General features: G+C 66.3%; 17 protein-coding genes and 1 pseudogene. 8 read left to right on the top strand and 10 right to left on the bottom strand.

Annotation, left to right across the window (positions count from 1 at the left end; genetic code table 11):
* Positions 1-225 precede the first annotated feature (225 nt).
* A complete protein-coding gene (locus tag AC6H42_RS18495; protein WP_497548662.1) occupies positions 226-1,527 on the top strand; it encodes a metallophosphoesterase in 1,302 nt (433 codons plus the stop codon).
* The gene (locus tag AC6H42_RS18490) at positions 1,524-2,234 is read left to right on the top strand and encodes a LuxR family transcriptional regulator (RefSeq protein WP_497548661.1); all 711 of its coding nucleotides are present in this window, start codon (positions 1,524-1,526) and stop codon (positions 2,232-2,234) included. Before AC6H42_RS18495 ends, AC6H42_RS18490 begins: the two co-directional genes overlap by 4 nt.
* 175 nt (positions 2,235-2,409) lie before the next feature.
* Here AC6H42_RS18490 and AC6H42_RS18485 read toward each other — a convergent pair whose 3' ends face one another.
* Positions 2,410-4,737 carry an alpha-amylase family glycosyl hydrolase gene (locus tag AC6H42_RS18485; protein ID WP_497548660.1) on the bottom strand — a complete coding sequence of 776 codons (2,328 nt, stop codon included), beginning with the start codon at positions 4,735-4,737 and terminating at the stop codon, positions 2,410-2,412.
* Between the two features lie 137 nt (positions 4,738-4,874).
* On the opposite strand from AC6H42_RS18485, the gene AC6H42_RS18480 reads away from it, so the two are divergent.
* From AC6H42_RS18480 to AC6H42_RS18460, 5 genes are all read left to right on the top strand, one after another.
* A complete protein-coding gene (locus tag AC6H42_RS18480; RefSeq protein WP_057156172.1) occupies positions 4,875-5,567 on the top strand; it encodes a response regulator transcription factor in 693 nt (230 codons plus the stop codon).
* Entirely contained in the window at positions 5,564-6,838 is a 1,275-nt protein-coding gene (locus tag AC6H42_RS18475) for a sensor histidine kinase (protein ID WP_497548659.1), read from the top strand. The genes AC6H42_RS18480 and AC6H42_RS18475 overlap by 4 nt, the downstream gene beginning before the upstream one ends.
* A gap of 126 nt (positions 6,839-6,964) precedes the next feature.
* Positions 6,965-8,602, top strand: a complete 1,638-nt coding sequence (locus tag AC6H42_RS18470; protein WP_497548658.1) for a phosphoethanolamine transferase — start codon at positions 6,965-6,967, stop codon at positions 8,600-8,602.
* Positions 8,595-9,389: a phosphatase PAP2 family protein gene (locus tag AC6H42_RS18465; RefSeq protein WP_497548657.1), complete on the top strand. Its 795-nt coding sequence runs from the start codon at positions 8,595-8,597 to the stop codon at positions 9,387-9,389. Before AC6H42_RS18470 ends, AC6H42_RS18465 begins: the two co-directional genes overlap by 8 nt.
* A gap of 40 nt (positions 9,390-9,429) precedes the next feature.
* Positions 9,430-10,368, top strand: coding sequence for a hypothetical protein (locus tag AC6H42_RS18460; RefSeq protein WP_057156175.1), 939 nt, complete (start codon positions 9,430-9,432; stop codon positions 10,366-10,368).
* Between the two features lie 61 nt (positions 10,369-10,429).
* Here the strand turns inward: AC6H42_RS18460 and AC6H42_RS18455 are convergent, their stop codons facing one another.
* Both AC6H42_RS18455 and AC6H42_RS18450 read right to left on the bottom strand, forming a co-directional pair.
* Positions 10,430-11,689, bottom strand: a complete 1,260-nt coding sequence (locus AC6H42_RS18455) for a nitronate monooxygenase (RefSeq protein WP_057156176.1) — start codon at positions 11,687-11,689, stop codon at positions 10,430-10,432.
* 88 nt (positions 11,690-11,777) lie between these two features.
* Positions 11,778-12,263, bottom strand: a complete 486-nt coding sequence (locus AC6H42_RS18450) for a YajQ family cyclic di-GMP-binding protein (protein WP_057156177.1) — start codon at positions 12,261-12,263, stop codon at positions 11,778-11,780.
* Between the two features lie 159 nt (positions 12,264-12,422).
* Here AC6H42_RS18450 and murB point away from each other — a divergent pair, with 159 nt between their 5' ends.
* Positions 12,423-13,445 carry a UDP-N-acetylmuramate dehydrogenase gene (murB, locus tag AC6H42_RS18445; protein WP_057156178.1) on the top strand — a complete coding sequence of 341 codons (1,023 nt, stop codon included), beginning with the start codon at positions 12,423-12,425 and terminating at the stop codon, positions 13,443-13,445.
* A gap of 63 nt (positions 13,446-13,508) precedes the next feature.
* Here murB and AC6H42_RS18440 read toward each other — a convergent pair whose 3' ends face one another.
* The 7 genes and pseudogenes from AC6H42_RS18440 to AC6H42_RS18410 all read right to left on the bottom strand — a co-directional run.
* Complete coding sequence (locus AC6H42_RS18440; protein ID WP_057156179.1) at positions 13,509-14,522, bottom strand: diguanylate cyclase; 1,014 nt, start codon at positions 14,520-14,522, stop codon at positions 13,509-13,511.
* 17 nt (positions 14,523-14,539) lie between these two features.
* The gene (gene cheB, locus AC6H42_RS18435; protein WP_057156180.1) at positions 14,540-15,565 is read right to left on the bottom strand and encodes a chemotaxis-specific protein-glutamate methyltransferase CheB; all 1,026 of its coding nucleotides are present in this window, start codon (positions 15,563-15,565) and stop codon (positions 14,540-14,542) included.
* A complete protein-coding gene (locus AC6H42_RS18430; RefSeq protein ID WP_497548656.1) occupies positions 15,562-17,991 on the bottom strand; it encodes a hybrid sensor histidine kinase/response regulator in 2,430 nt (809 codons plus the stop codon). The genes cheB and AC6H42_RS18430 overlap by 4 nt, the downstream gene beginning before the upstream one ends.
* Positions 17,988-18,671 carry a chemotaxis protein CheW gene (locus AC6H42_RS18425; RefSeq protein WP_057156182.1) on the bottom strand — a complete coding sequence of 228 codons (684 nt, stop codon included), beginning with the start codon at positions 18,669-18,671 and terminating at the stop codon, positions 17,988-17,990. The genes AC6H42_RS18430 and AC6H42_RS18425 overlap by 4 nt, the downstream gene beginning before the upstream one ends.
* Positions 18,668-20,110 carry a CheR family methyltransferase gene (locus AC6H42_RS18420; protein WP_057156183.1) on the bottom strand — a complete coding sequence of 481 codons (1,443 nt, stop codon included), beginning with the start codon at positions 20,108-20,110 and terminating at the stop codon, positions 18,668-18,670. Before AC6H42_RS18420 ends, AC6H42_RS18425 begins: the two co-directional genes overlap by 4 nt.
* Complete coding sequence (locus tag AC6H42_RS18415; RefSeq protein ID WP_497548655.1) at positions 20,107-20,586, bottom strand: chemotaxis protein CheW; 480 nt, start codon at positions 20,584-20,586, stop codon at positions 20,107-20,109. Before AC6H42_RS18415 ends, AC6H42_RS18420 begins: the two co-directional genes overlap by 4 nt.
* Before the next feature lie 10 nt (positions 20,587-20,596).
* Positions 20,597-20,795 (bottom strand): annotated as a pseudogene (locus AC6H42_RS18410) (chemotaxis protein); the annotation flags it as partial.

Here is a 20,795-nt window from a genome sequence, read left to right as displayed (position 1 = left end):
CCCTTCCCATCCCGAACAGGACCGTGAAACGATTTTGCGCCGATGATAGTGCTGCAACCAGTGTGAAAGTAGGTTATCGTCAGGCTAGTTATATGAAAAAGCCCTGCCAGTGATCTGGTGGGGCTTTTTTGCGTTTGTGCGGCAACTACACAATTGCAAGATCGCCATCCTTTTCTGTTATGCTTTATGGAACTATTTCATAGGGAGCATCAGGTGCGAAAGAGCGTGGCGAAGTGTCTGGGCTTGGGCACGTTGGGACTGGCGGCGCTGGCAGCGGTTCTTTTGCTGGCCGGCTTGTCAAAATCGGAAGTCGAGCTGACGCCGAACGGCGTACACAGCCGTTTGCTGTTCCCTGCAGGCGCCAGCAAGGATGCCGCGATCCAGCTGTGGGGTGGCACCGGTGACAAACCTGTGCTCCCCGGCTTTCTCGATGGCCCCGTAGTGCGCAACGAAGCGGACGGTACATGGTCCGCCGCCTGGTTCTGCGAAGACCGGGTCGAGCGCAGCAGCGGCGCCGGCGCCGAACTGCACATTAGCTGTGGCGGCAAGCAGTCGCGCTACCCGGTGTCGGCCCCACCTTCCGTGCCTCCCTCCGTCATTCCCATGCCGGCCCAATTGCTGGTGCTGAGCGATGTCGAAGGCAACCTCGCTTTCCTCGACGCGGCGCTGCAAAAGCTGGGCGTCGCCGATGCCGATGGGAATTGGCGCTACGGCAGGGGCCAGCTGGTGATTGCCGGCGATGCGGTGGACCGGGGCCGTGACGTATTTGGCGTGCTGTGGCGTATTTATGGGCTCAGCCTGCAGGCGGCGCAGGTGGGCGGCGCCGTGCACATGGTACTGGGAAATCACGAGCAATATCTGCTGCGGGGCAATGTCTCACGCGCCAACCGCGAGCATCTGTACGCGCTTGAGCAACTGGGCGGGCAGCGCGCCGCATTTGCCGCCGATACCGTGCTGGGAAACTGGCTGCGGGCGCAGCCGGTGGTGGTGCAGGCAGGCAAGGTTTTGCTGACGCATGGCGGCATCAGCCGCGAAGTGGCCGCCAGCGGTCTGAGCGTGGAACAATTGAACGAGGCCATGCGGCGCTACTGGCGCGGCGAACCGGCCAGCAAGGCAGAGCTGGACGCGGTGCTCGGGGCGGACGGTGTCAGCCGCTATCGTGGATATTTCGATGCCGGAGACAAGAAAGAGTCACGGGCCAGCCAGGAGGATATCGAAGCGGCGCTGCGCCATTTCGGCGCGGATGCCATCGTCGTGGGCCACACGCAGGTCGAGCGGGTAAGCAGTTTATACCAGGGCCGGGTCCACGCGGTGGACGTCAACAGCAACGGCGCCGCGCCTGAAGTGCTGCTATTTGAGAACGGGGTGCCACGCGTGGTGGACATGGGGGTGGGCCGGGCCTTGCCCGAGGGCGCGCCAGCCGCAGCGTTGCGCCCGTTCAAGCTGACCGCCGCAGCCGACTGGCAGGCGCTGGGCCGCAATGTGCAAGCCGCCTGGCGCTTGTCGCGTTTGCCGCACCCGTATTGAGGCGCGCCCTGGACACCGGCGAGATCGTGGATGGGCTGGCCGCTGCCGGCAGCGAGGATGCGTTGCGTACCGTGGTGGCGCACGCCGCCCGCGAACTGGGTTTTGATTACTGCGCCTATGGCATGCGCGCGCCGCTGCCGGTGTCGAATCCCCGCATCCACATGTTCAGCAATTATCCAAGCGCATGGCAGCAGCGCTATGCGCAGGAAAACTACCTGGCGGCCGATCCAACCGTGGCCTATGCCTTGCGCTCGGTGCAGCCTGCGGTCTGGGACGAGTCGCTGTTCAGCCCGAATCCCGGCTTATGGGAGGAGGCGCGCGCGCATGGCTTGAACGTAGGCTGGGCGCAATCCTCATGCGACGCGCAAGGCGGCGTGGGCATGCTGACTTTGGCGCGCGGCCATGAAGCGCTGGGCGCGGCGGAACTGCGGCACAAGGGCGCGCATATGTCCTGGCTGGCGCATGCGGCGCACGCGGCCATGGCGCGTCTGCTGGCAAGCCAGTTGCCGCAGTTGCCGGCATTGACTGCGCGCGAAGCCGAAATGTTGCGCTGGACCGCGGACGGCAAGACCTCCGGCGAGACTGCCCAGATCACCGGCATCGCGGAGCGCACCGTGAACTTTCACCTCAATAACGCCGTCGAAAAGCTGGGCGTGGCCAACAAGACCGCCGCCGCCGTCAAGGCCGCGATGCTGCGTCTACTGTAAACATTGACAGTTATTCTGCGGCCCGCGATCGCGTCTAATGGCGGGCATGGATTCCCAATCACACGCCGCCGAACTCCTGATGGTTGCGCTGGCCCTGCTGGCCGCCAAGGCGTTCGTCGCGCTCAATATCGACCTGTCCACCTACCTGGGATAGCCCAGGTAGGGGAGGGTTGGCTTATTTAGCGATCAGCAGCAGGGCGCCGCGTCCGCACAGGCCATAGGACGTGTTTTCGCCGCCGATCAGGTCTTCGCTGCCGGGCGCCCGCACCTGCGCGGCGCCTTCGGCCCAGCCGCAGCTGTCCGTTACCCGGTACCAGGTCTTGCCGGCGCCCGGCCACGGCAGCACGAAGTTCACCTGCGCGCTCCACGCGTTGTAGGCGACATAGATGGCCGAGGCGCTGTCGCCGAACTCGCTGCCGTCGATGCGCCAGCCGATGGCATGGTTGGCGGTATCGTTGAAGTAGGCCGCGTCCGCCACCTGGCCGTTCGGCTTGAACCAGCGCAGCTGTTCCATCACGTTGCCGTTGTTGTCCACGGCCGAGTAGAAGTTGGCCGGGCGCAGCGCCGGATGGGCTTTGCGGAACGCGATCATGCCTTTGCTGAAGTTCTGGAAATTGCTCTGGTCCGTGGTCCAGCTCCAGCCCTGCCAGTTCGCGCTGGAATCGAGGTTGTAGGGGTTGTTGTTGCAGTTGAGGCTGCGCAGCGCCTCGTCGCCGCCGACCACCATCGGCACGCCGGCCGACAGCATCATCAGGGCCATGCCGTTGCGCGCCGCCTTGCGCTGGTCGGCCGCGATGTTGCCCTGGTCCCAGCTGTGGTTGTTGTCTTCGCCGCCGTCGCTCACGCCGTAGGGCCAAGGCTGGGTGTTGTTCTTGCTGTTGCAGCCGTACAGGTCTTTCAGCGTGAAACCGTCGTGCGCGGTGATGAAGTTGACCGAGTTCCACGGCTTGCGGCCGTCGTCGCCGTATAAGTCGCTGGAGCCGGCGAAGCGGGTGGCCATGGAGCCGGTTGTGACGGTGACCGAGCCGAGCTGGTTCTGGCTGGCGCGCACCATGTCGCGGTACAGGCCGTTCCATTCGGACCAGCCGGCCGGGAAGCCGCCCACTTGGTAGGAGTTGCCGCCGATGGCCCACGGCTCGGCGATCAGGTCGACGCCGCTGCCGCCCCCTGCTGGGCGCGGCGGCAATTCGGCCACGATGCGGTTGAGCGCGTTGCCGCTGTCGGTTTTCAGGAAGTTGAAGCAGCCGTGCTCGCAGGTGTTGCCCAGCACCGAGGCCAGGTCGAAACGGTAGCCGTCCACGCCCAGCGTGTCGCGCCAGTAGGCCAGCGAGTCGACGATCAGGTTCTGGGCGATGGGGTTGCGGGTGTTGTAGTTGCCGCCTACGCCCGTGTTGTCCCACGACGATTGCATGTCGCTGGTGAGCGAGTAGTAGGTGGGGTTGTCCAGGCCGCGCATGCTTTGCACGTTGTAGGTGGTAGTGTCGCTGCCGGACCAGGCGCCGCCTTCTCCGGTATGGTTGTAGACCACGTCGATCAGCACCTTGATGCCCTGGTCGTGGAAAGCCTTCACCATTTCCTTGAACTCGCGGGTGGGGCCGCCCGGGGTCTTGTCGGCGGCGTAGCGGCGGTCGGGGGCGAAGTAGTTCAGCGTCATGTAGCCCCAGTAGTTGTCGCCGGTGGTGCTGGTCGGGTCGGCGTCGTTGGTGTCGTTCTGGGTTTCCTGTACCGGCAGGAATTCGATGGTGGTCACCCCCAGGCTGGCCAGGTAGGCCGCTTTCAGGCCCGCGCCCTTGTAGGTGCCGCGGTAGGCGGCGGCAATCCCGGTGTCGTTCTGGGTCAGGCCGCGCACGTGGGCTTCGTAGATGATGTCGTCTTTCAGCGCGCGGGTCGGCTTGGTGCCGATCGATTGCGTGTCGCCGGCCAGCACCATGCCTTTCGGTGCAGAAGAGCCGCTGTCGATGTTGCGGTACAACGCGCCGCTGGCGTAGATGGTGGCGTTGCTCATGGTCGGCGTGGTCGGGTCGTGGCTGAGCTCGCGGGCGTACGGGTCGCTTAGCAGCTTGTTCGGATTGAAGCGGTTGCCGGCCGCGTCCACGTCGCTGATGAAGCCGGTGGCCGAGCCCTTGGTCCAGGCCGCGTTGTAGGGCCAGTTTGGGCCCCAGGCGCGGTAGCCGTAGTAGACGGTGCCGGTGATGCCGTAGCCGGCCAGCGCGGCGGCCGTGACATTGGCGCTCCAGACATTGCCGCTGCCCTTGGTCAGCACCAGGCGCGCTTTTTCCGCCGTGCCGGTGGCGCTGCTGTACAGGTAAAGCTCGATGCGGGTGGCGCGGCTGGAGTAGATGCGGAAGTTGACACTGGTCTTGCCAGCGTCATAGGCGGCGCCGAGCTGGCTGGCGTTGATGGCGGCGAGGGCTGGGGCAGGGACTGCCAACAGGCATGTTGCAGACAGCGAGGAAAGCGCGAACGCGGCCATGGCGGCGCTCGCGGTGCGGCGTAGTTTCATAAAGTCTCCGTTGTTTTAATATGTACTTTTACTACGGTGTGGCGATAAAAATGTACGCTCGTATACGAAAAGCGTCAACGAGCACGCGTTTTATGTTGTAGTTTCATTACACGAAGGGCGGAAGTTAGAATACCTGGATGCGCCTGCTCATCATTGAAGACAATCCAGATATTGTCGCCAACCTGTACGAATTCTTTGAACCCAAGGGCTATGTGCTCGACTCGGCGGTGAACGGGTACACGGGCCTGGGCCTGGCCAGCCAGCACCGGTATGACGCGGTGGTGCTGGATGTGATGCTGCCCGGCCTGAACGGGATGGAGCTGTGCCAGAAACTGCGCAACGAGCTGAACGATTCCACTCCGGTGCTGATGCTGACCGCGCGCGATACCCTGGCCGACAAAGTGGCCGGCTTCGACGCCGGCGCCGACGATTACCTGGTCAAGCCCTTCTCGCTGGTGGAGCTGGAAGTACGCCTGAAGGCGCTGGTGCGGCGCGCCAGGGGCAATCACGCGGCGGCGGCCGTGCTGCGGGTGGGCGAGCTCAGCTTCGATACCAGCACCTACACCGCCACCCGCGCCGGCCGGCCGCTGGCGCTGACCAAAACCGGCTACGTGCTGCTGCGCTGCCTGATGCGGGAAGCCCCGCGCCTGGTGCCGCGTGAAATGCTCGAGCAGGAAGTGTGGGGCGAGGACCGGCCCGACTCGGACGCGCTGCGCACCCATCTGCATGCGCTGCGCCAGGCGCTGGATAAGCCGTTTCCCTTCCCCATGCTGCGCACCGTGCCGGGCATCGGCTACAAGCTGGTGAGCCGCGAAGGCGAGCCGCAATGACGGCGGCCCACTCGCTGCGGCGCCACATCGTTGTCGCCTACACCCTGTATTCCTTTGGCTTCGTGCTGTTCTTCGCGCTGATCGCCGCCTTCGCGGTGGAAGGCATCGAAGAGCACCTGGTCGACAACCGCCTGCGCGAAGTGGCCGAATGGGCCGCGCCGCGCCAGGCCGGCAACCTGCCGGTGGAAATGCCGGCCGGTCTCAGCTTCCACCGCGGTGCTGACATTCCGCAGTCGCTGCGCGGCCTGCCGCCGGGAGTGCAGGAGAAGACCGTCGACGGCGTCGGCTTGCACGTGCTGGCCGGCCATGACGAGATGGGCGACTACGTGGCGGTGGACCACGAAAGCGATTACGAGAAAGTGGAACTGGTGGTGTACTCGGTGTTTGCCATCGGGTTTGTCGGCTTCCTGCTGTTCTCTTATTTCCTGGGCGGCTACGTGGCGCGCCGGCTGGTCACGCCGATCACGGGCATGGCCGAGGCGGTGCGGGCCGACATTCCCAATCTGCCGCTGCAGGAGCGCAAGGACGAGCTGGGCGTGCTGGCGCGCGCCTTTGCCGCCCACACCGCGCAGCTGCGCGACGTGCTGGAGCGCGAGCGCTTCTTCACCGGCGACGTGAGCCATGAATTGCGCAGCCCGCTAACCGTCATCATGGGCGCGGCCGAAGTGATCATGGCGCAGGGCGAGGGCAGCGCCGGCTACGCGCAGGCGGCGCGCATTTACCGCGCGGCACAGGAGGCGGCCGAGTGTGTGACGGTGCTGCTGCTGCTGGCGCGCGCGCCGCAGCTGGATGATCAGGCGCAGGTCGATATCGGCCAGGTGGCGCGCGGCGAGACGGAACGCTACCAGCACCTGGTGGCGGCGCGCCCGGTGCGCTTGCTGTTCGACGGCGGCGCCGCCGCTGACGGCCATCCCGGCAGCTTTGCCGTGCGCGCCCCGCGCGAACTGTGCATGAGCGCGATCGGCAACCTGGTGCGCAATGCCTGCCAGTACACCGAGCGCGGCACGGTCACCGTGCGCATGGGGCCGCGCAGCGTCAGCGTGGAAGACACCGGTCCGGGCTTGCCGGCGGCGGTGCGCGCGGCGCTTGCCGGCGGGGAGCGGGGCGCCTCGCAGCAGGGCGTGCCGGCTGCCGGCAGCGCCGGTTCGGCCGGCACCGGTCTCGGCCTGGCCCTGGTGCGCCGCATCTGCGGCTATCTGGGCGCCAGCCTGGTGCTGGAAGACCGGCCCGGCGGCGGCAGCATCTTCGTGATCCGCTTTGCCGACAAATAGGTCTTGCGAGGGGTATTGGCGTCGATTGCTGCAGGGTTTAACGCGGCCTTAACGCCCGGTTGACGCAGGCTTGACCGGCCGCTGGCTATAGTGGCCGCTGTCTCTCCACAGCCGTCTGGAACCCTTGTGACTGTCAAATTCTCTCCGCGCCTGAGCGCCCCCATGTTCACGCTGGCCGCATCGGTCTTCCTGGTGGCGGCTTACAACCACAGCTTCTGGCAGCGTTTCCTGCTGGCCACCGGCGGTTTCAGCGCGGGCAACCTGCCGCTGCTGGCTGCCACCTTCCTGCTGCTGGTGCTGGCCTTCAACGCTTGCCTCAGCCTGGTCAACTTCCGCTTCCTCATCAAGCCGGTCGTCATCGTGCTGCTGCTGGCCACCTCGGCGGCCACCTACTTCATGAACGAGTACGGCACGCAGATCGACCGCGCCATGATTCAGAACGTGGTGGAAACCGACGTGCGCGAAGCGGGCGAGCTGTTCAGCCTGAACATGCTGCTGACCGTCGGCTTGCTGGGCGTGCTGCCGGCGCTGCTGGTGGCGCGCACCAGGCTGACGTTCGCGCCGCGCGGCCGCCACCTGCTGACCAACGCCGGCGTGCTGGCCGGCTCGCTGCTGCTGGCGGCGGCCATCCTGCTGCTGTTCTTCAAGAGCTACGCGCCGGCCGTGCGCGAGCACCGCGAATTGCGCTTCCTGCTGACTCCCACCAACTACATCCAGGCCGCCAACAGTTTCCTCAGGCAGAAATGGGCCAAGCCGCAGGTGGTGGCGCCGCTGGGGCGCGATGCCGCCAAGGGCGTGACCTGGACCGGGCAGGTGCGCCGCAGCGTCACTGTGCTGGTGGTGGGCGAGACGGCACGCGCGATGAACTTTTCTCTCAATAAATACGGCCGCGACACCAACCCGCTGCTGGCGCAGCAGCCGGGGCTGATCAACTTCAGCAATGTGTCCTCGTGCGGCACCGCCACTGCCGTGTCCGTGCCCTGCGTGTTTTCGGCGCTGGGACGCGAAAACTACTCAGACACGCGCGCCCAAGGCCAGGAAGGCTTGCTGGACGTGCTCAAGCACGCCGGTTTCGACGTACTGTGGCGCGACAATAACTCCGGCTGCAAGGGCACCTGTGCCCGGGTCGCCTACGAGGACTGGTCGCAGCCGGTGGCCGGCGATCCGCTGTGCACCAGCGAGGAATGCTACGACGAGAAGCTGCTCGAGCGCTTGCCCGAGCTGATCCGCGCGGCGAAGAACGACCTGGTCATCGTGCTGCACCAGAAGGGCAGCCACGGCCCCGCCTACGCGAAGCGCTATCCGGCCGCCTTCGGCAAGTTCGGTCCGGTGTGCGACACCAACGAGCTGGAAAAATGCTCGCAGGCGCAGATCACCGCAGCCTACGACAATACGATCCTGTACACCGACTACTTCCTCGACAAGCTGATCAAGCTGCTGCAGCAAGGCAGCGCCGACAGCGGCGTGGATACCGGCATGATGTACTTCTCGGACCACGGCGAATCGCTGGGCGAGAAGAATATGTACTTGCACGGCGCGCCCTACATTATTGCGCCGCCCGAGCAGCGCCGCGTGCCCTTCATGCTGTGGTTCTCGGACCAGTACGCCGAGCGCTTCAAGATCGACCGCCGCTGCCTGGCCGCGCGCGCCAGCCAGCCGTTCTCGCACGACAATGTATTCCATTCCGTGCTGGGCATGCTGGACGTGAGCACCGCCGTCTACAACCCCGCGCTGGACATGTTCAACGCCTGCACCCATGGCTGAAGAATTGCTGGGCTGGCCGGCGCTGCGGCGCGCGGCGTGGACGCTGATGGGGGCGGCGGCCCTCATCCTGCTGCTGGGCATGGGCAACGCCGACCTGGCGCTGGCCGACATGATGTTCGACTTCCACGTCCATGAATTTCCCTGGCAGCACGCCTGGCTGACCGAGCGTTTCAGCCACGGCGTGCTGAAAACGCTGCTGACCTTGCTGGGCGCCGTGCCGCTGGCGGCCTGCGCCTGGGACTTCCTCCAGCGGCGGCCGGGGCGCAACGGCGGCGGGCTGCCGGTCTGGTGGCGCTTGCGGCTGCGGCTGCTGTCGCTGTGTGTGGTGCTGGTGCCGCTGCTCACTTCCATGCTGAAACGCGCCAGCCGTTCGCACTGCCCGTGGGAGCTGGAGCGCTACGGCGGCTACCAGCCGTATTACCGGCTGCTGGAATCCATGCCGCACTGGGTGGAATCCGGCCACTGCCTGCCGGGCGGACACGCGTCCAGCGCGCTGTGGCTGGTCGGCCTGGCGGTGTTCTGGCTGCCGCACCGGCCAGGCAAGGCCGCCGCGGCGGGGCTGGCCGCGCTGGGCCTGGGGGCGGCCGTGGGCTGGATGCAACAGATGCGCGGGGCGCACTTCCTTACCCACACGCTATGGTCGATGTGGATCGCCGGCGCCGTGCTGGCAGCGCTGCTGGCGGGGCATGCGGCGCTGCGTGCGGCCAGGGGGCATGCCGCTGCCCGGGCCGCCGCACCAGCACGCGGCCAAGCGCAGGGCAAAGTACTGGGCAAGCCGGTGAGTTGAGTTGTATGATTCATCATGTCACTCAACGAAAAGGTACCCCATGTCAGCTGAAGCAAAAAAATTTCGCCTGGTAACCCGCAGCGACTTTGACGGCCTGGTATGCGCTGTGCTCCTGAAACACCTGGACATGATCGACGACATCCTGTTTGTCCATCCCAAGGACATGCAGGACGGCAAGATAGCCATCAGTGACAAGGACATCACGACCAACCTGCCCTATGTAGCGGGCGCGCACCTGGCATTCGACCACCACTTGTCGGAAACCATCCGCAACACCGGCGAGCGCAGCAACCACATCATCCACCCCGAAGCGCCGTCGGCCGCGCGCGTGGTGTACGACTATTACGGCGGCCTGAAGGCGTTCCCGGCATCCTGGGACGGCATGATGGCGGCGGTGGACAAGGGCGACTCGGCCCAGTTCAACCGCGAGGAAGTGCTCAATCCGCAAGGGTGGGACCTGCTCAACTTCCTGATGGACGCGCGCACCGGCCTGGGCCGCTTCCGCGAGTTCCGCATCTCGAACTACAACCTGATGATGGACCTGATCGACTACTGCAAGAACCACACGATCGAACAGATCATGGAACTGCCGGACGTGAAGGAACGCAAGGAACTGTACTTCGAGCACAGCGAAAAGTGCAAGGACCAGATCCGCCGCTGCGCCACCATCCACCAGAACCTGGTGGTGCTGGATTTGCGCAAGGAAGAGACCATCTTCGCCGGCAACCGCTTCATCATCTACGCGATGTACCCGGAGACCAATATCTCCATCCACGTGCTGTGGGGCTTGAAGAACCAGAACACCGTGTTCGCCACCGGCAAGTCGATCCTGAACCGCACGTCCAAGACCAATATCGGCGCGCTGATGCTGGAATACGGCGGCGGCGGGCATGAGAACGCCGGCACCTGCCAGGTGGACAATGAGCGCGCCGACGATGTGCTGGGCGCGCTGATCACGCGCATCACCCACGAGGGTTGAGGCCAGGGCTGAGCGGGGCTGAACGCCCCGGACGTGAAAAAGGCGCCCGAGGCGCCTTTTTTTATGCTTCTTTTTCCGGCAGCGCGACCTGGTTGTCGGTGCTGAACTGGTAGTCCTTGAACACGTGCTCGGCGGTGAGCAGCTGGTAGCTGCCGTCTTCCTTCTTGTGCGAGGTGTCCTTCAGGCGGTAGGTGTAGTGGCCGCAGGTCCAGCAGTTGAAGTTGCGCATGTGGGTGCACAGGCAGGTCTTGTCCATCACCGAGATGCCCTTGTCGCTGCCGCCGTTGGCGACCACTTCGCGGTTGTAGGCGTTGATGTAGGAGCAGTTGCCGGTGGCGTCCAGCAGGTAGCCGTAGGATTCGCAGCCCGGGCGGATGCCGGCGCCGATGGCCGGCGTGTTCTTCAGCATGCGCATCGGGTAGCCGGTCGGCGAGACGCCGTTGACGATGATGTCTTCCTCGCTGGCCCTGAAGTATTCCTGCTTGACCTTCTCCGGCAGGCCGCATTCCTTGGTCACCGTGAAGCGGGTGGCCACTTGCACGCCGGCCGCGCCCGCTTCCAGGAAGGATACCGCGTCGCTGCCGGTGAATACGCCGCCGGCGGCGATCACGGGGATCTCCAGGTTTTCATTCTTCAGGTAAGCCAGCACTTCGGCCACGATGGTGTGCAGGTCGTAGTCCTTCCAGTCCTCCATGCCGAAGCCGAGGTGGCCGCCGGCCAGCGGGCCTTCGACGATGACGAAGTCCGGCGCGCGGTTCAGCTTGGCGTTCTTGCGCAGGAAAATCTGCAGCGCGCGCACCGAGGACACGATGATGCCCAGCTTGGCTTCGCGGAAGCGCGGGTGGTCTGCCATCAGCGCGAAGGAGCCGAAGTGCAGGCCGGCCGACAGCGTGATGCCGTCGATGCCCGCGTCCAGCGCCGCGTTCAGGCGGGTGCGCAGGGTTTCCTTGGGGCCGTTCATGGTCAGCTTTTCCATGCAGTTGACGAAGATCAGGCCGGGGCCTTTCTTCGCCGCCATGGTGCTGCCGATGTGGCGGCGCTGCGCGTCGGCCAGGCGCTCGAGGTCGAACTGCACCACGGCCTTGTCCATGTTAAAGATGTTGTACTTGTAGAGCTTGGTCTTGTCCTTGACGAAGGTGGTGTCGAATTTGCGGTCCGACACGTCTTCCACCATGGCGTCCGAGATGTGGCCGATGCCGCCCAGGCGGGCCGCCTCCAGCGCCAGCTCGGAGGTGGAAATGTCCACGCCCATGCCGCCTATCATGATGGGTACGTATTCCTTGTCGCCAAAGCGCAGGCGGAAGTCGTCTACTCGTTTCATTACACAGTCCTTAACTACGTGGCGCCGCCGGGCCGGAGCGGCCCTGCGGCAAGGTGCGGCGGGCGCACCGGGTCGGTACGGGAAAAGATCAGTCGCGGAAGTTGTTGAATTCCAGCGGGGTGTCTTTGACTTCCTTGCGCAGCATGGCCATGGCAGCCTGCAGGTCGTCGCGCTTGGCGCCGGTCACGCGCACCGATTCGCCCTGGATGCTGGCCTGCACCTTCATCTTGCTGTCCTTGATGATGCGGGTGATCTTCTTGGCGTCTTCCGTTTCCAGGCCGTTCTTGATCTTGATGACTTGCTTGACCTTGTCGCCGCCGATTTTTTCGATCTTGCCTTCGTCCAGGAAGCGCACGTCCACGTTGCGCTTGCCCAGTTTGTTGATCAGCACGTCCTTGACCTGGGTCAGCTGGAAGTCCGAATCCGCATAGGCGGTCAGTTCGGCTTCCTTTTGTTCGACATTGGCGCTGCTGCCCTTGAAGTCGAAACGGGTGGTGATTTCCTTCTTTGCCTGATCGACGGCATTGCGCACTTCGATCATATCGGCTTCGGAGACTACATCAAACGACGGCATGTTGCTTTCCTTTAATTAGTGCGGTGGCGCCCCGTGCTGCGGCGCCGCGTAAAAAGATGTGCCATTTTAACGGACAACGGACCGAACGCTCGGTCGTTTTTGACGTGATTTTTCGACTTTCCCACTATAATCGACCAAAATATCTACTCGGCTAAGCACTTGAACCTACCCCTTTGTCACAACTACTCCCTCCGTTCGCTTAACACTTTCGGCATAGACGCCCAGGCCGCAACGTATTTGCGGGTGGCGTCGGCGGAACAGCTGCAGGCGGCGCTGGCCGATCCCGCGCTGGCGGCGCTGCCGCGCCTGGTGCTGGGCGGCGGCAGCAACCTGCTGCTGACCGGCGACTTTCCCGGCCTGGTGCTGCACATCGCCATCCACGGCCGCGAGGTGCTGGAAGGCACGGCCACGCATCACCACGTGCGCGCGGCGGCCGGCGAGAACTGGCACCAGTTCGTGCAGTGGACCTTGTCGCACGGACTGGACGGGCTGGAAAACCTGTCGCTGATCCCCGGCACGGTGGGCGCGGCGCCGATCCAGAACATCGGCGCCTATGGCGCCGAGACCAAGGATTTTTTCCACAGCCTGACGGCCTGCGACCCGGCCACCGGCCAGCTGCTCACGATGCACGCGGCCGACTGCCGTTTCGGCTACCGCGACAGCGTATTCAAGCAGGAAGCGGGGCGCGGACTGATCATCGTCGATGTCACCTTCGCCTTGCCGCGCGCGTGGCAGCCGAATCTGCGCTACGCCGAACTGGCGCAGGCGGTGGACCAGCAGGGCATCGATACGCCGAGCGCGCAGCAGGTGGCGGACACGGTGATCGCCGTGCGGCGCCGCAAGCTGCCGGACCCGGCCGATATCGGCAACGCGGGCAGCTTCTTCAAGAATCCGGTGGTGAGCGGCGAGCAGTGCGCGCAGTTGCTGGCGCAGTTCCCGGCGCTGGTGCACCACCGGCAGGCCGACGGCAGCGAGAAGCTGGCCGCCGGCTGGCTGATCGACCAGTGCGGCTGGAAGGGCCGCAGCATGGGCGCGGCGGGCGTGTATGAGAAGCAGGCGCTGGTGCTGGTGAACCGCGGCGGCGCCACCGGCGCCGACGTGCAGCGCCTGGCGCAGGCGATCCAGGATGACGTGCAGGCGCGCTACGGCGTGCGCCTGGAGCCCGAGCCGGTGTTCGTGTAAAGCGCGTTAGCGCCCTGGCGCGCAATCCGCCACGCTCGGGCCGCCACGCTCAGCCCGCCACGCTCAGGCTGACGCCACCTGGTTGCGGCCGGCCTTCTTGGCCGCGTACAGCGCGCGGTCTGCGCTCTCGATCAGCTCCTCGATGGTGGAGTGCGGCGAGGGCACCACGCTGGCCACGCCGATCGACATGGTCACCACGCCCAGCGGCGCGGCATTCGGATTCTCGATGGCCAGCTTTTCCAGGTGCTGCACGCACGACTGCGCCAGCTGTACCGCGCCCTCCAGCCGGGTGTCCGGCAGCACAATGGCGAATTCCTCGCCGCCGTAGCGCGCCGCCAGGTCGGCCGGACGCTTCAGGTGCTCGGTCAACACGGCGGCCGTCTTCTTCAGGCACAGGTCGCCGGTCAGGTGGCCGAAGGTGTCGTTGTAGATCTTGAAAAAGTCCACATCGCACAGCAGCAGCGACAGCGGCTGGCGTTCGCGCTGGCCGCGCTGCCACTCCAGCTTCATGGTCTCGTCGAAGCGGCGGCGGTTGGCGATGCCGGTCAGGCCGTCCAGCGCGGCCAGCTTTTGCAGCTCGATGTTGGCGTCGGCCAGGTTCTTCTGGCTCTCGCGCAGGAAGCGGAAGGCCTGGTCGCGCTGCAGCCGGCTGATGTGGGCGGCCGAGTGGTAGCGCACGCGCGCCAGCAGTTCCAGCTTGTCCGGCAGCTTGACGAGGTAGTCGTTGGCGCCCACGGCGAAGCTGTGCGCCTTGAGCTTGGGATCTTCCTTGGCCGACAGCACGATCACCGGCACATGGCGTATCAGTTCGTCGTCGCGGTAGGCCTGGATCAGCGCGAAGCCGTCCACCGACGGCATCACCAGGTCCTGCAGGATGACGGTGGGCTGCAGCTGGCCGGCGGTCTGCTGCGCCAGCGTGGCGTCGGTCACGTAGTGGAACTCGATGTCGGGCTGGTCGCTGAGCATGCGGCGTACCGCCTCGACGATGATCAACTGGTCGTCCACCAGCAGGACGCGCACCTTGAAGGCCGTGAGGGCCGGCTCCAGTTCCGCTGGAACGGAAAAACTATGGGACATTGCAGCTCTCTTGGTTGCTAGCCCCGGCTGCCGGTGGTGCTGCGCAGCATGGGGCCTATCTTATCTAATGGCAGTATCAGTTGTGCCGCATCCAGCTCGGCAGCCGCACGCGGCATGCCGTACACCGCGCAGCTGGCCTGGTCCTGCGCGATGGTGGTATGGCCGGCACGGCGCATGGCCAGCAAGCCTTCCGCCCCGTCGCGGCCCATGCCGGTCAGCAGCACGCCCACCGCGTCGCCGCGCCAATGCTGCGCCACACAACGGAAAAACACATCCACCGAGGGGCGGTAGGCGTAGTCCTTCGGTGTCGCATCGTAACCCAGCCGGTAGTCTTTATCCAGTACCAGATGGTCATTGCTCTTGGCGATAAGCACCGTGCCGGGCGCCAGCTCGTCGCCGTGCTCAATGGCGCGCACCGGCATCTGCAGCTGTTCGCCCAGCCACCTGGCGAAGTGTTCGGCGAAGTTCTCGTCGATATGCTGCACCACGACGATGGCGCAGCCGGGCGGCGGCAGCCAGCCGGCCAGTATCTTGGACACCGCCAGCGGCCCGCCGGTGGAAGCGCCGATCGCCACCAGCTTGGTCACCGGCGCTTCCCGGCGTTCGGCCGCGGCCGTGCTGCTGCGCGGCTGCATGGCCTGGCTGCCACCGCTATGGCGTATCAGCTTGTCCATGGTCTTGATCTTGGCCAGCAGCTCCTCGGCGCCGCCGGCTTTCCCCTGCAGCATGGGGGTGGCGGTCACATCGAGCGCGCCGGCGCCCAGTGCGCGGAACACCTGGTTGACGTTGTCTTGCGGCCGCCCGGTCACCACCAGGATGGCGCACGGGCTTTGCTCCATGATCTGGCGCGTGGCCTCCACGCCGTCCAGTTCCGGCATGTTCAAGTCCATCAGCACCAGGTCCGGGCGGTTCTCGGCGCACATGCGCACCGCTTCCACGCCGGTGCGGGCGATCCACAGCACCTGGTGTTCCTGGGTGCTGGCCACCACGCGGCGCAGCGCTTCGGCGGCCATGGCGACGTCGTTGGCGATGGCGATTTTCATTTGCGTGCGTCCCCTATCAGGTCGGCCACGGCGTCGAGCAGGGTCTCGTCGTGGAAGCTGCCCTTGGTCAGGTAGTAGTCGGCCCCGGCCGACATGCCGCGCGCCCGGTCTTCCGGACGGTCCTTGTAGGATACGATCATCACGGGCAGTTTGTGCAAGTGCAGGTCCTTCTTGATCAGGTTGACCAGTTCGATGCCGTCCATGCGCGGCATGTCCACGTCGGTGATGACCAGGTCGTATTCGCCGCTGCGCACCACGTTCCAGCCGTCGATGCCGTCGATGGCGATGTCCACTTCGAAGCCGCGGCCAACCAGCAGCTTGCGTTCCATTTCGCGCACCGTCAGCGAGTCGTCCACCACCAGGATACGCTTCATGCGGCGCTTCTCGCCGCGGTTGCCGCGCGCCAGTTGGTGCAGGCCGCCTTCGTGCAGCAGCTTGTCGATCGAAATCAGCAGGTCCGGCACGTCCAGGATCAGTACCGGTTCGCCGTCGTCGAGCAGGGCGGCGGCGGAGATGTCGCGCATCTTGCCGAAGATGGGATCGATGGCTTGCACCGCCAGGCTTTGCTCTCCGCGTATCGCGTCCACCACCATCGCGTAGCGGCGCGTGCCGGTGCCGATCAGCACCACCGGCAGTTCGGCCTCGGAGGCGCTGCTGTCGCCCAGCTCCAGCACCTGGGCCGCCGACACCAGCCCAAGGTGCTCGCTGGCGTGGTCGAAGAACTGCTTGTTTTCCAGGGTGTGGATGTCGGACTGCGGCACCTTGATCACCCGCTCGACCTTGACGATGGGGATGGCGTAGGCCTCGCCCTTGATGTCCACCACCAGCGCGCGCACGATGGACTGCGTCAGCGGCAGCGTGATGTAGCTGCGGAAGCCGCGCCCTTGCTCCGACTCGAGCCGCACGGTGCCGTTCTGCTGGCGGATGGTGTCGTGCACGATGTCCAGGCCCACGCCGCGTCCGGAGATTTCGGTGGTGTTTTCTTTCAGGCTGAAGGCGGGCAGGAACAGGAACTCGAGCAGTTCGGCCTGCGACATGGCGGCGGCCATGGCGGTGCTGGCCATCTTGCGCTCGACCACGGTGCGGCGGATTTTTTCCAGGTCCACGCCGCGCCCGTCATCGCTGATCTCGATGCTGAGCATGCCGGCGCGGTGGCGCGCTTCGAGCACGATCGAGCCGGTGGCCGGCTTGCCCAGCGCCACCCGTTCCGCGGCCGGTTCCATGCCGTGGTCGATGGCGTTGCGCAGCATGTGGTTAAGCGGGCTCTCGATCTTGGCCAGGATGTCGCGGTCGACCAGTGTGTCTTCGCCGTCGATGCGCAGCTGGACGTCCTTGCCCAGGCTGCGCGCCAGGTCGCGTACCATGCGTGGGAAATGCTGCACGCCGTCGCGGAACGGGCGCATGCGCAGCGCCAGCACCTCGTCCACCATATTCTGCGACAGCGTAAGCAGGCGGCGTTCCCAGTTTTCGAAATCGGCGATCTGTTCCAGCACGAACTGCTTGAGAGGCTGGGTCTTTTGCAGGGCCAGCAGCGACTTTTCCTTCAGGCCGGCGTCGCTGCTGCCGGAGACCGCTTCGTGCAGCTGTTCGATCACCGTGACCAGGCTGGCCTGGTTGCGCTTGAAGCGCTGCATGGCTTGCAGCATGGGGTGCATCTGGTGCGCGTTGATGCGCGATTCGCTGGCCAGCGACAGCAGGCGGTCGAAGTTTTGCGCGGTCTTCATCGGCGCCATGATGCGGGCGCCCGGGGCGGCGGCGGGTTCGTCGGTGTCCAGGGGCGCTGCGGCCGATGCCGGCGCCAGCGCTGCGGGCAGTGCGCCGGCGCCGAGCGCGTCTGCCTGGGCTTCGGCGTCGGCCATATCGGCCAGCAGCGCGGCGATGTCTGGCGGCGTCGGCGCGGCGGTGGGGCGCGCAGCGGTGGCCGGCGGGAGGGCGGACGGCGTATCGGATGTGCCGACGGCGGCAGGCCCCGACAGTGCGGCGCCGGCAAAGCTGCTCACCGGTTCCGGCAGGAAGGCGATGCCGGCAATGCTGTCCATGGTCTTTTTGATCTGCGCGCCGTTGGCGGCCAGCCATGGTGTCACGCTGTTGTCGTCCAGGCGCGATACCTGCAGGATCAGGTCCACCCCCGCCAGCAGCGCGTCGACCCGGTTGGGCGTCAGTTTCAGCTTGCCGTGCTGGGCGGCGATGAAGGCGTCCTCCATGCCGTGCGCCAGCTGCACCACCACGTCCAGGCCGACGATGGCGGCCGCGCCCTTGATCGAGTGGGCCGCGCGCATCATCGGCTCGACCGCGTTGGCGTCGCCGCCATGGCGCTCCATGGCCAGCAGGCCGTCGGTCAGGATCACCGTCTGCGCATCCGCCTCCATGCGGAACAGCTCCTGCATCGAGAATTGGCTCAGATCGCCGTTGTTGTCCTGGCTCATCGCAGCGTCCTTGCAAGTTGGTAGCCGAGCAGGCCGGCGTCGAGGCAGCCGACTTGCATGCCGTCGTGCGTGATCACGCCGGTCAGGTAGCGCGACAGGCCTTTGTTGATGGTGGCGGCGGGCGGCTGCACGTCGGACGCCGCGTAGCGCAGGATGCCGTGCAGGTCGGCCACCGGCAGCGCGTAGGGCTGGCCGTCCCATTGCACCAGCAGCAGGCGGGCAAAGGTGTGGCGGCCGGTGCGGGCCACGCTCTCGGTGTCGTCCACGTCCAGCAAGGCGGCCAGCGAAATGCAGGGGTAAAGCTTGCCGCCGACATTGACCACGCCCGCCAGGCCGCGCGCGTTGCGGTGCGGCAGGCGGTGTGGCGCCGCCTGGGGCGCCACCGACAGGAACACGGAGGTCGGCAGCGACAGCCACTCGCGGCCGATGCGGAATACCAGGCAGGAGCTGTCGAGCTGTGCGCGGTTGTCCTCGGGCTGCCGGAAGTGCTCGGCCCATTCCTGCTTGTAGGCGGCGTCCACCGGGCGCTGCAGGTTGCGCTGGGCGGCGCCGGCGTAGACGTCGCAGTTGCGGCAGTGGACGAACTGCTGCAGCTTCTCGCAGCTATGATCGCCGGAGACCCCGATGCGGTTCCAGCAGTCGTTGATGTCCTGGATGGATTGTTCGGCGATGGTCATCATGGTTCGGCTCTCGCGGGGCTATTCTTCTGCTGGCGCTGGTAAATACGCGCGGCGCGCGCCTTCAGCGTGGCCGCACCGCTGCTGTTGCCGGACTGCTCGGCCAGCAGCGCCAGGTGGCACAGGGCTTCGTAGTGGTCGGGCTGCAGGTAGATGCAGCGGCGCCAGTGTTCTTCGGCCTGCGCGGACTGGCCGGCGTGCTCGCTCAGCATGCCGAGGATGAAATAGGCGCCGGCGGTCTCAGGGGCCGCCGCGAGCACGGCCCGGCAGGCTGCTTCCGCGTCGCCGGTTTCGCCACGGTCGGCCAGTTTGCGCGCTTGCAGCAGCAGTTCGGCGGCACAGGGCGGCGCCGGCGCGGCCGGCGCCCGCGCAGCGGCACCGCTCACCGGGGACGCGCCTGATGGCGCTCCCGAGGGCCTGGCAGCGCGTGCGGCAATCGGCGCGGCGGGCGCTGCGGGCGCTGCGGCCATGGCAGCGGAGGTGGCGGAGAACGCGGTTGCGGGCGCGCTGGCGCGCCGGGCGGCCTCGGGACGCGGCATTGCAGGGGCGGCGGCGAGTGCAAGCACCTGCGGCCGCACGCTCTTGCGGCGCTCGGCGGTGAAGGGCGGCGGCATGCCAGCCGGTGCGGCGTTCGCCGGTACGGACAGCATGGACAGCACAGCGCTGGCCGCGTCCTTTCTCAGGCCGAATGCTTGCCGGTGCGGCAGCGGGGTGAAGCCGTGGTGTGCAAACGAGGGCACTTCGGCATAGCCGGCGAACAGGATGCCGTCGTCCGCCAGCAGCGCGGACAAGCGTTCGATGGCGGCCTTGGTGGTCGGCTTGTCGAAGTAGATCAGCAGGTTGCGGCAGAAGATGATGTCGTAGCGGCGGCCGCCGGCGTCGAGCTCCAGCAGGTTGCCCTGGCTGAAGCGCACTTGCGCCCGGATCGCTTCGCTGATCAGATAGTCGTCGTTGCCGACGCTGGTGAAGTAGCGCTCGCGGAAAGCCAGGTCCTGCGCGCGGAAGGCGTTGCGGCCATACACGCCCCTGCGCGCGCGCGCCACGCAGCCCGGGCTAAGGTCGCAGGCGTCTATGCTGAAGGCGCCGCGCGGCACGTCCGCGTCGCACAGCGCCATGGCCAGCGAATACGGTTCCTCGCCGCCGGCGCACGGCACCGACAGGATGCGCACCGGGCGTGCGGGCGTGCCGGCCGGGCGCCTGGCCAGCCGGCCCTGCACGAACTCCACCGCCACCTGGAACGCTTGCGCGTCGCGGAACAGCCATGATTCCGGCACCACCACCAGTTCCACCAGTTCGGTCAGCTCTTCCTGCGTCAGCGCGGCCAGGTAGCGCTCGCGATTGACTTCGCCGGTCAGCTCCATGCGTTCGCGGATAGCGCGGTCGGCCGCCGCCTTCGAGACGGTCAGGCCGGTCACCCGGCGCAGCATGGCCTGGGCGCTCATGGCGCGGCTTCCGCGCTGCCGGTGGCAGGCTGGTCAGCCTGGAACAGCGCCGCGCGCAGTTCGGGCGGCAGCAGGCGCTCCGGCTCTACCAGCTGCACGATGCCGGCGCTGTCGCCCGCCACGTCGCCCAGGAAGGGCGCCGCCTGCACGCCGCTGCCGGCCAGCGCGCGCTCGGCCACGTCCTGCACGCCCAGCACCCGTTCGGCCAACAGGCCCAGCGCGTGCACGCTCCCGTGCGGCGCGGTGTAGTCCACCACCACGATGCGCGTGTCCACGTGTTCCGCGCTGGCGGCGCCGCCGCCCAGGCGGGACAGGTCGATCACCGGCAAGGTGCGGCCGTGCAGGTTCATCAGCCCGGCTACGGCGGGCGGCGCCAGCGGCAGGCGCTTGAGCGCCATCAGCGGCAGCACGCGCTGCACCACGCCGAGGCGCAGCCCGTAGCGGTCCTGGCCGATGTGAAAAACCAGCAGTTTCATGGCGCGCGCCTTACACGGTAACGGCGAAGTTGGCCACGCTGGCCTGCAGGTCGCCGGCCGCGTACTGCAACTGGTGCACCGCTTCGCTGGTTGCCCGCAGCGACTCCACGGTCTGCTGGGTGGCGTCGTTCAGCTGCATCATGGTCTCGGTGATCTGTTGCGCGCCCACGGCCTGTGACTGCATGCCCTGCAGCACGGCGTCGAACTGC

This window comes from Massilia sp. NBRC 108631, from assembly GCF_059704565.1.
Note: the sequence above shows the minus strand (reverse complement) of the source record. Positions and strands in the feature narration are given on the sequence as shown.

What these genes read in the sequence shown, in the direction of transcription:
- AC6H42_RS18465 (WP_497548657.1), top strand. Translation starts at nt 8,595, where the DNA reads ATGGCTGAAGAATTGCTGGGCTGGCCGGCGCTGCGGCGCGCGGCGTGG.
- AC6H42_RS18430 (WP_497548656.1), bottom strand. Translation starts at nt 17,991, where the DNA reads ATGAGCCAGGACAACAACGGCGATCTGAGCCAATTCTCGATGCAGGAG.
- AC6H42_RS18415 (WP_497548655.1), bottom strand. Translation starts at nt 20,586, where the DNA reads ATGAAACTGCTGGTTTTTCACATCGGCCAGGACCGCTACGGGCTGCGC.
- AC6H42_RS18480 (WP_057156172.1), top strand. Translation starts at nt 4,875, where the DNA reads ATGCGCCTGCTCATCATTGAAGACAATCCAGATATTGTCGCCAACCTG.
- AC6H42_RS18485 (WP_497548660.1), bottom strand. Translation starts at nt 4,737, where the DNA reads ATGAAACTACGCCGCACCGCGAGCGCCGCCATGGCCGCGTTCGCGCTT.
- cheB (WP_057156180.1), bottom strand. Translation starts at nt 15,565, where the DNA reads ATGAAAATCGCCATCGCCAACGACGTCGCCATGGCCGCCGAAGCGCTG.
- AC6H42_RS18450 (WP_057156177.1), bottom strand. Translation starts at nt 12,263, where the DNA reads ATGCCGTCGTTTGATGTAGTCTCCGAAGCCGATATGATCGAAGTGCGC.
- AC6H42_RS18475 (WP_497548659.1), top strand. Translation starts at nt 5,564, where the DNA reads ATGACGGCGGCCCACTCGCTGCGGCGCCACATCGTTGTCGCCTACACC.
- AC6H42_RS18455 (WP_057156176.1), bottom strand. Translation starts at nt 11,689, where the DNA reads ATGAAACGAGTAGACGACTTCCGCCTGCGCTTTGGCGACAAGGAATAC.
- AC6H42_RS18440 (WP_057156179.1), bottom strand. Translation starts at nt 14,522, where the DNA reads ATGTCCCATAGTTTTTCCGTTCCAGCGGAACTGGAGCCGGCCCTCACG.
- AC6H42_RS18425 (WP_057156182.1), bottom strand. Translation starts at nt 18,671, where the DNA reads ATGATGACCATCGCCGAACAATCCATCCAGGACATCAACGACTGCTGG.
- AC6H42_RS18460 (WP_057156175.1), top strand. Translation starts at nt 9,430, where the DNA reads ATGTCAGCTGAAGCAAAAAAATTTCGCCTGGTAACCCGCAGCGACTTT.
- AC6H42_RS18420 (WP_057156183.1), bottom strand. Translation starts at nt 20,110, where the DNA reads ATGAGCGCCCAGGCCATGCTGCGCCGGGTGACCGGCCTGACCGTCTCG.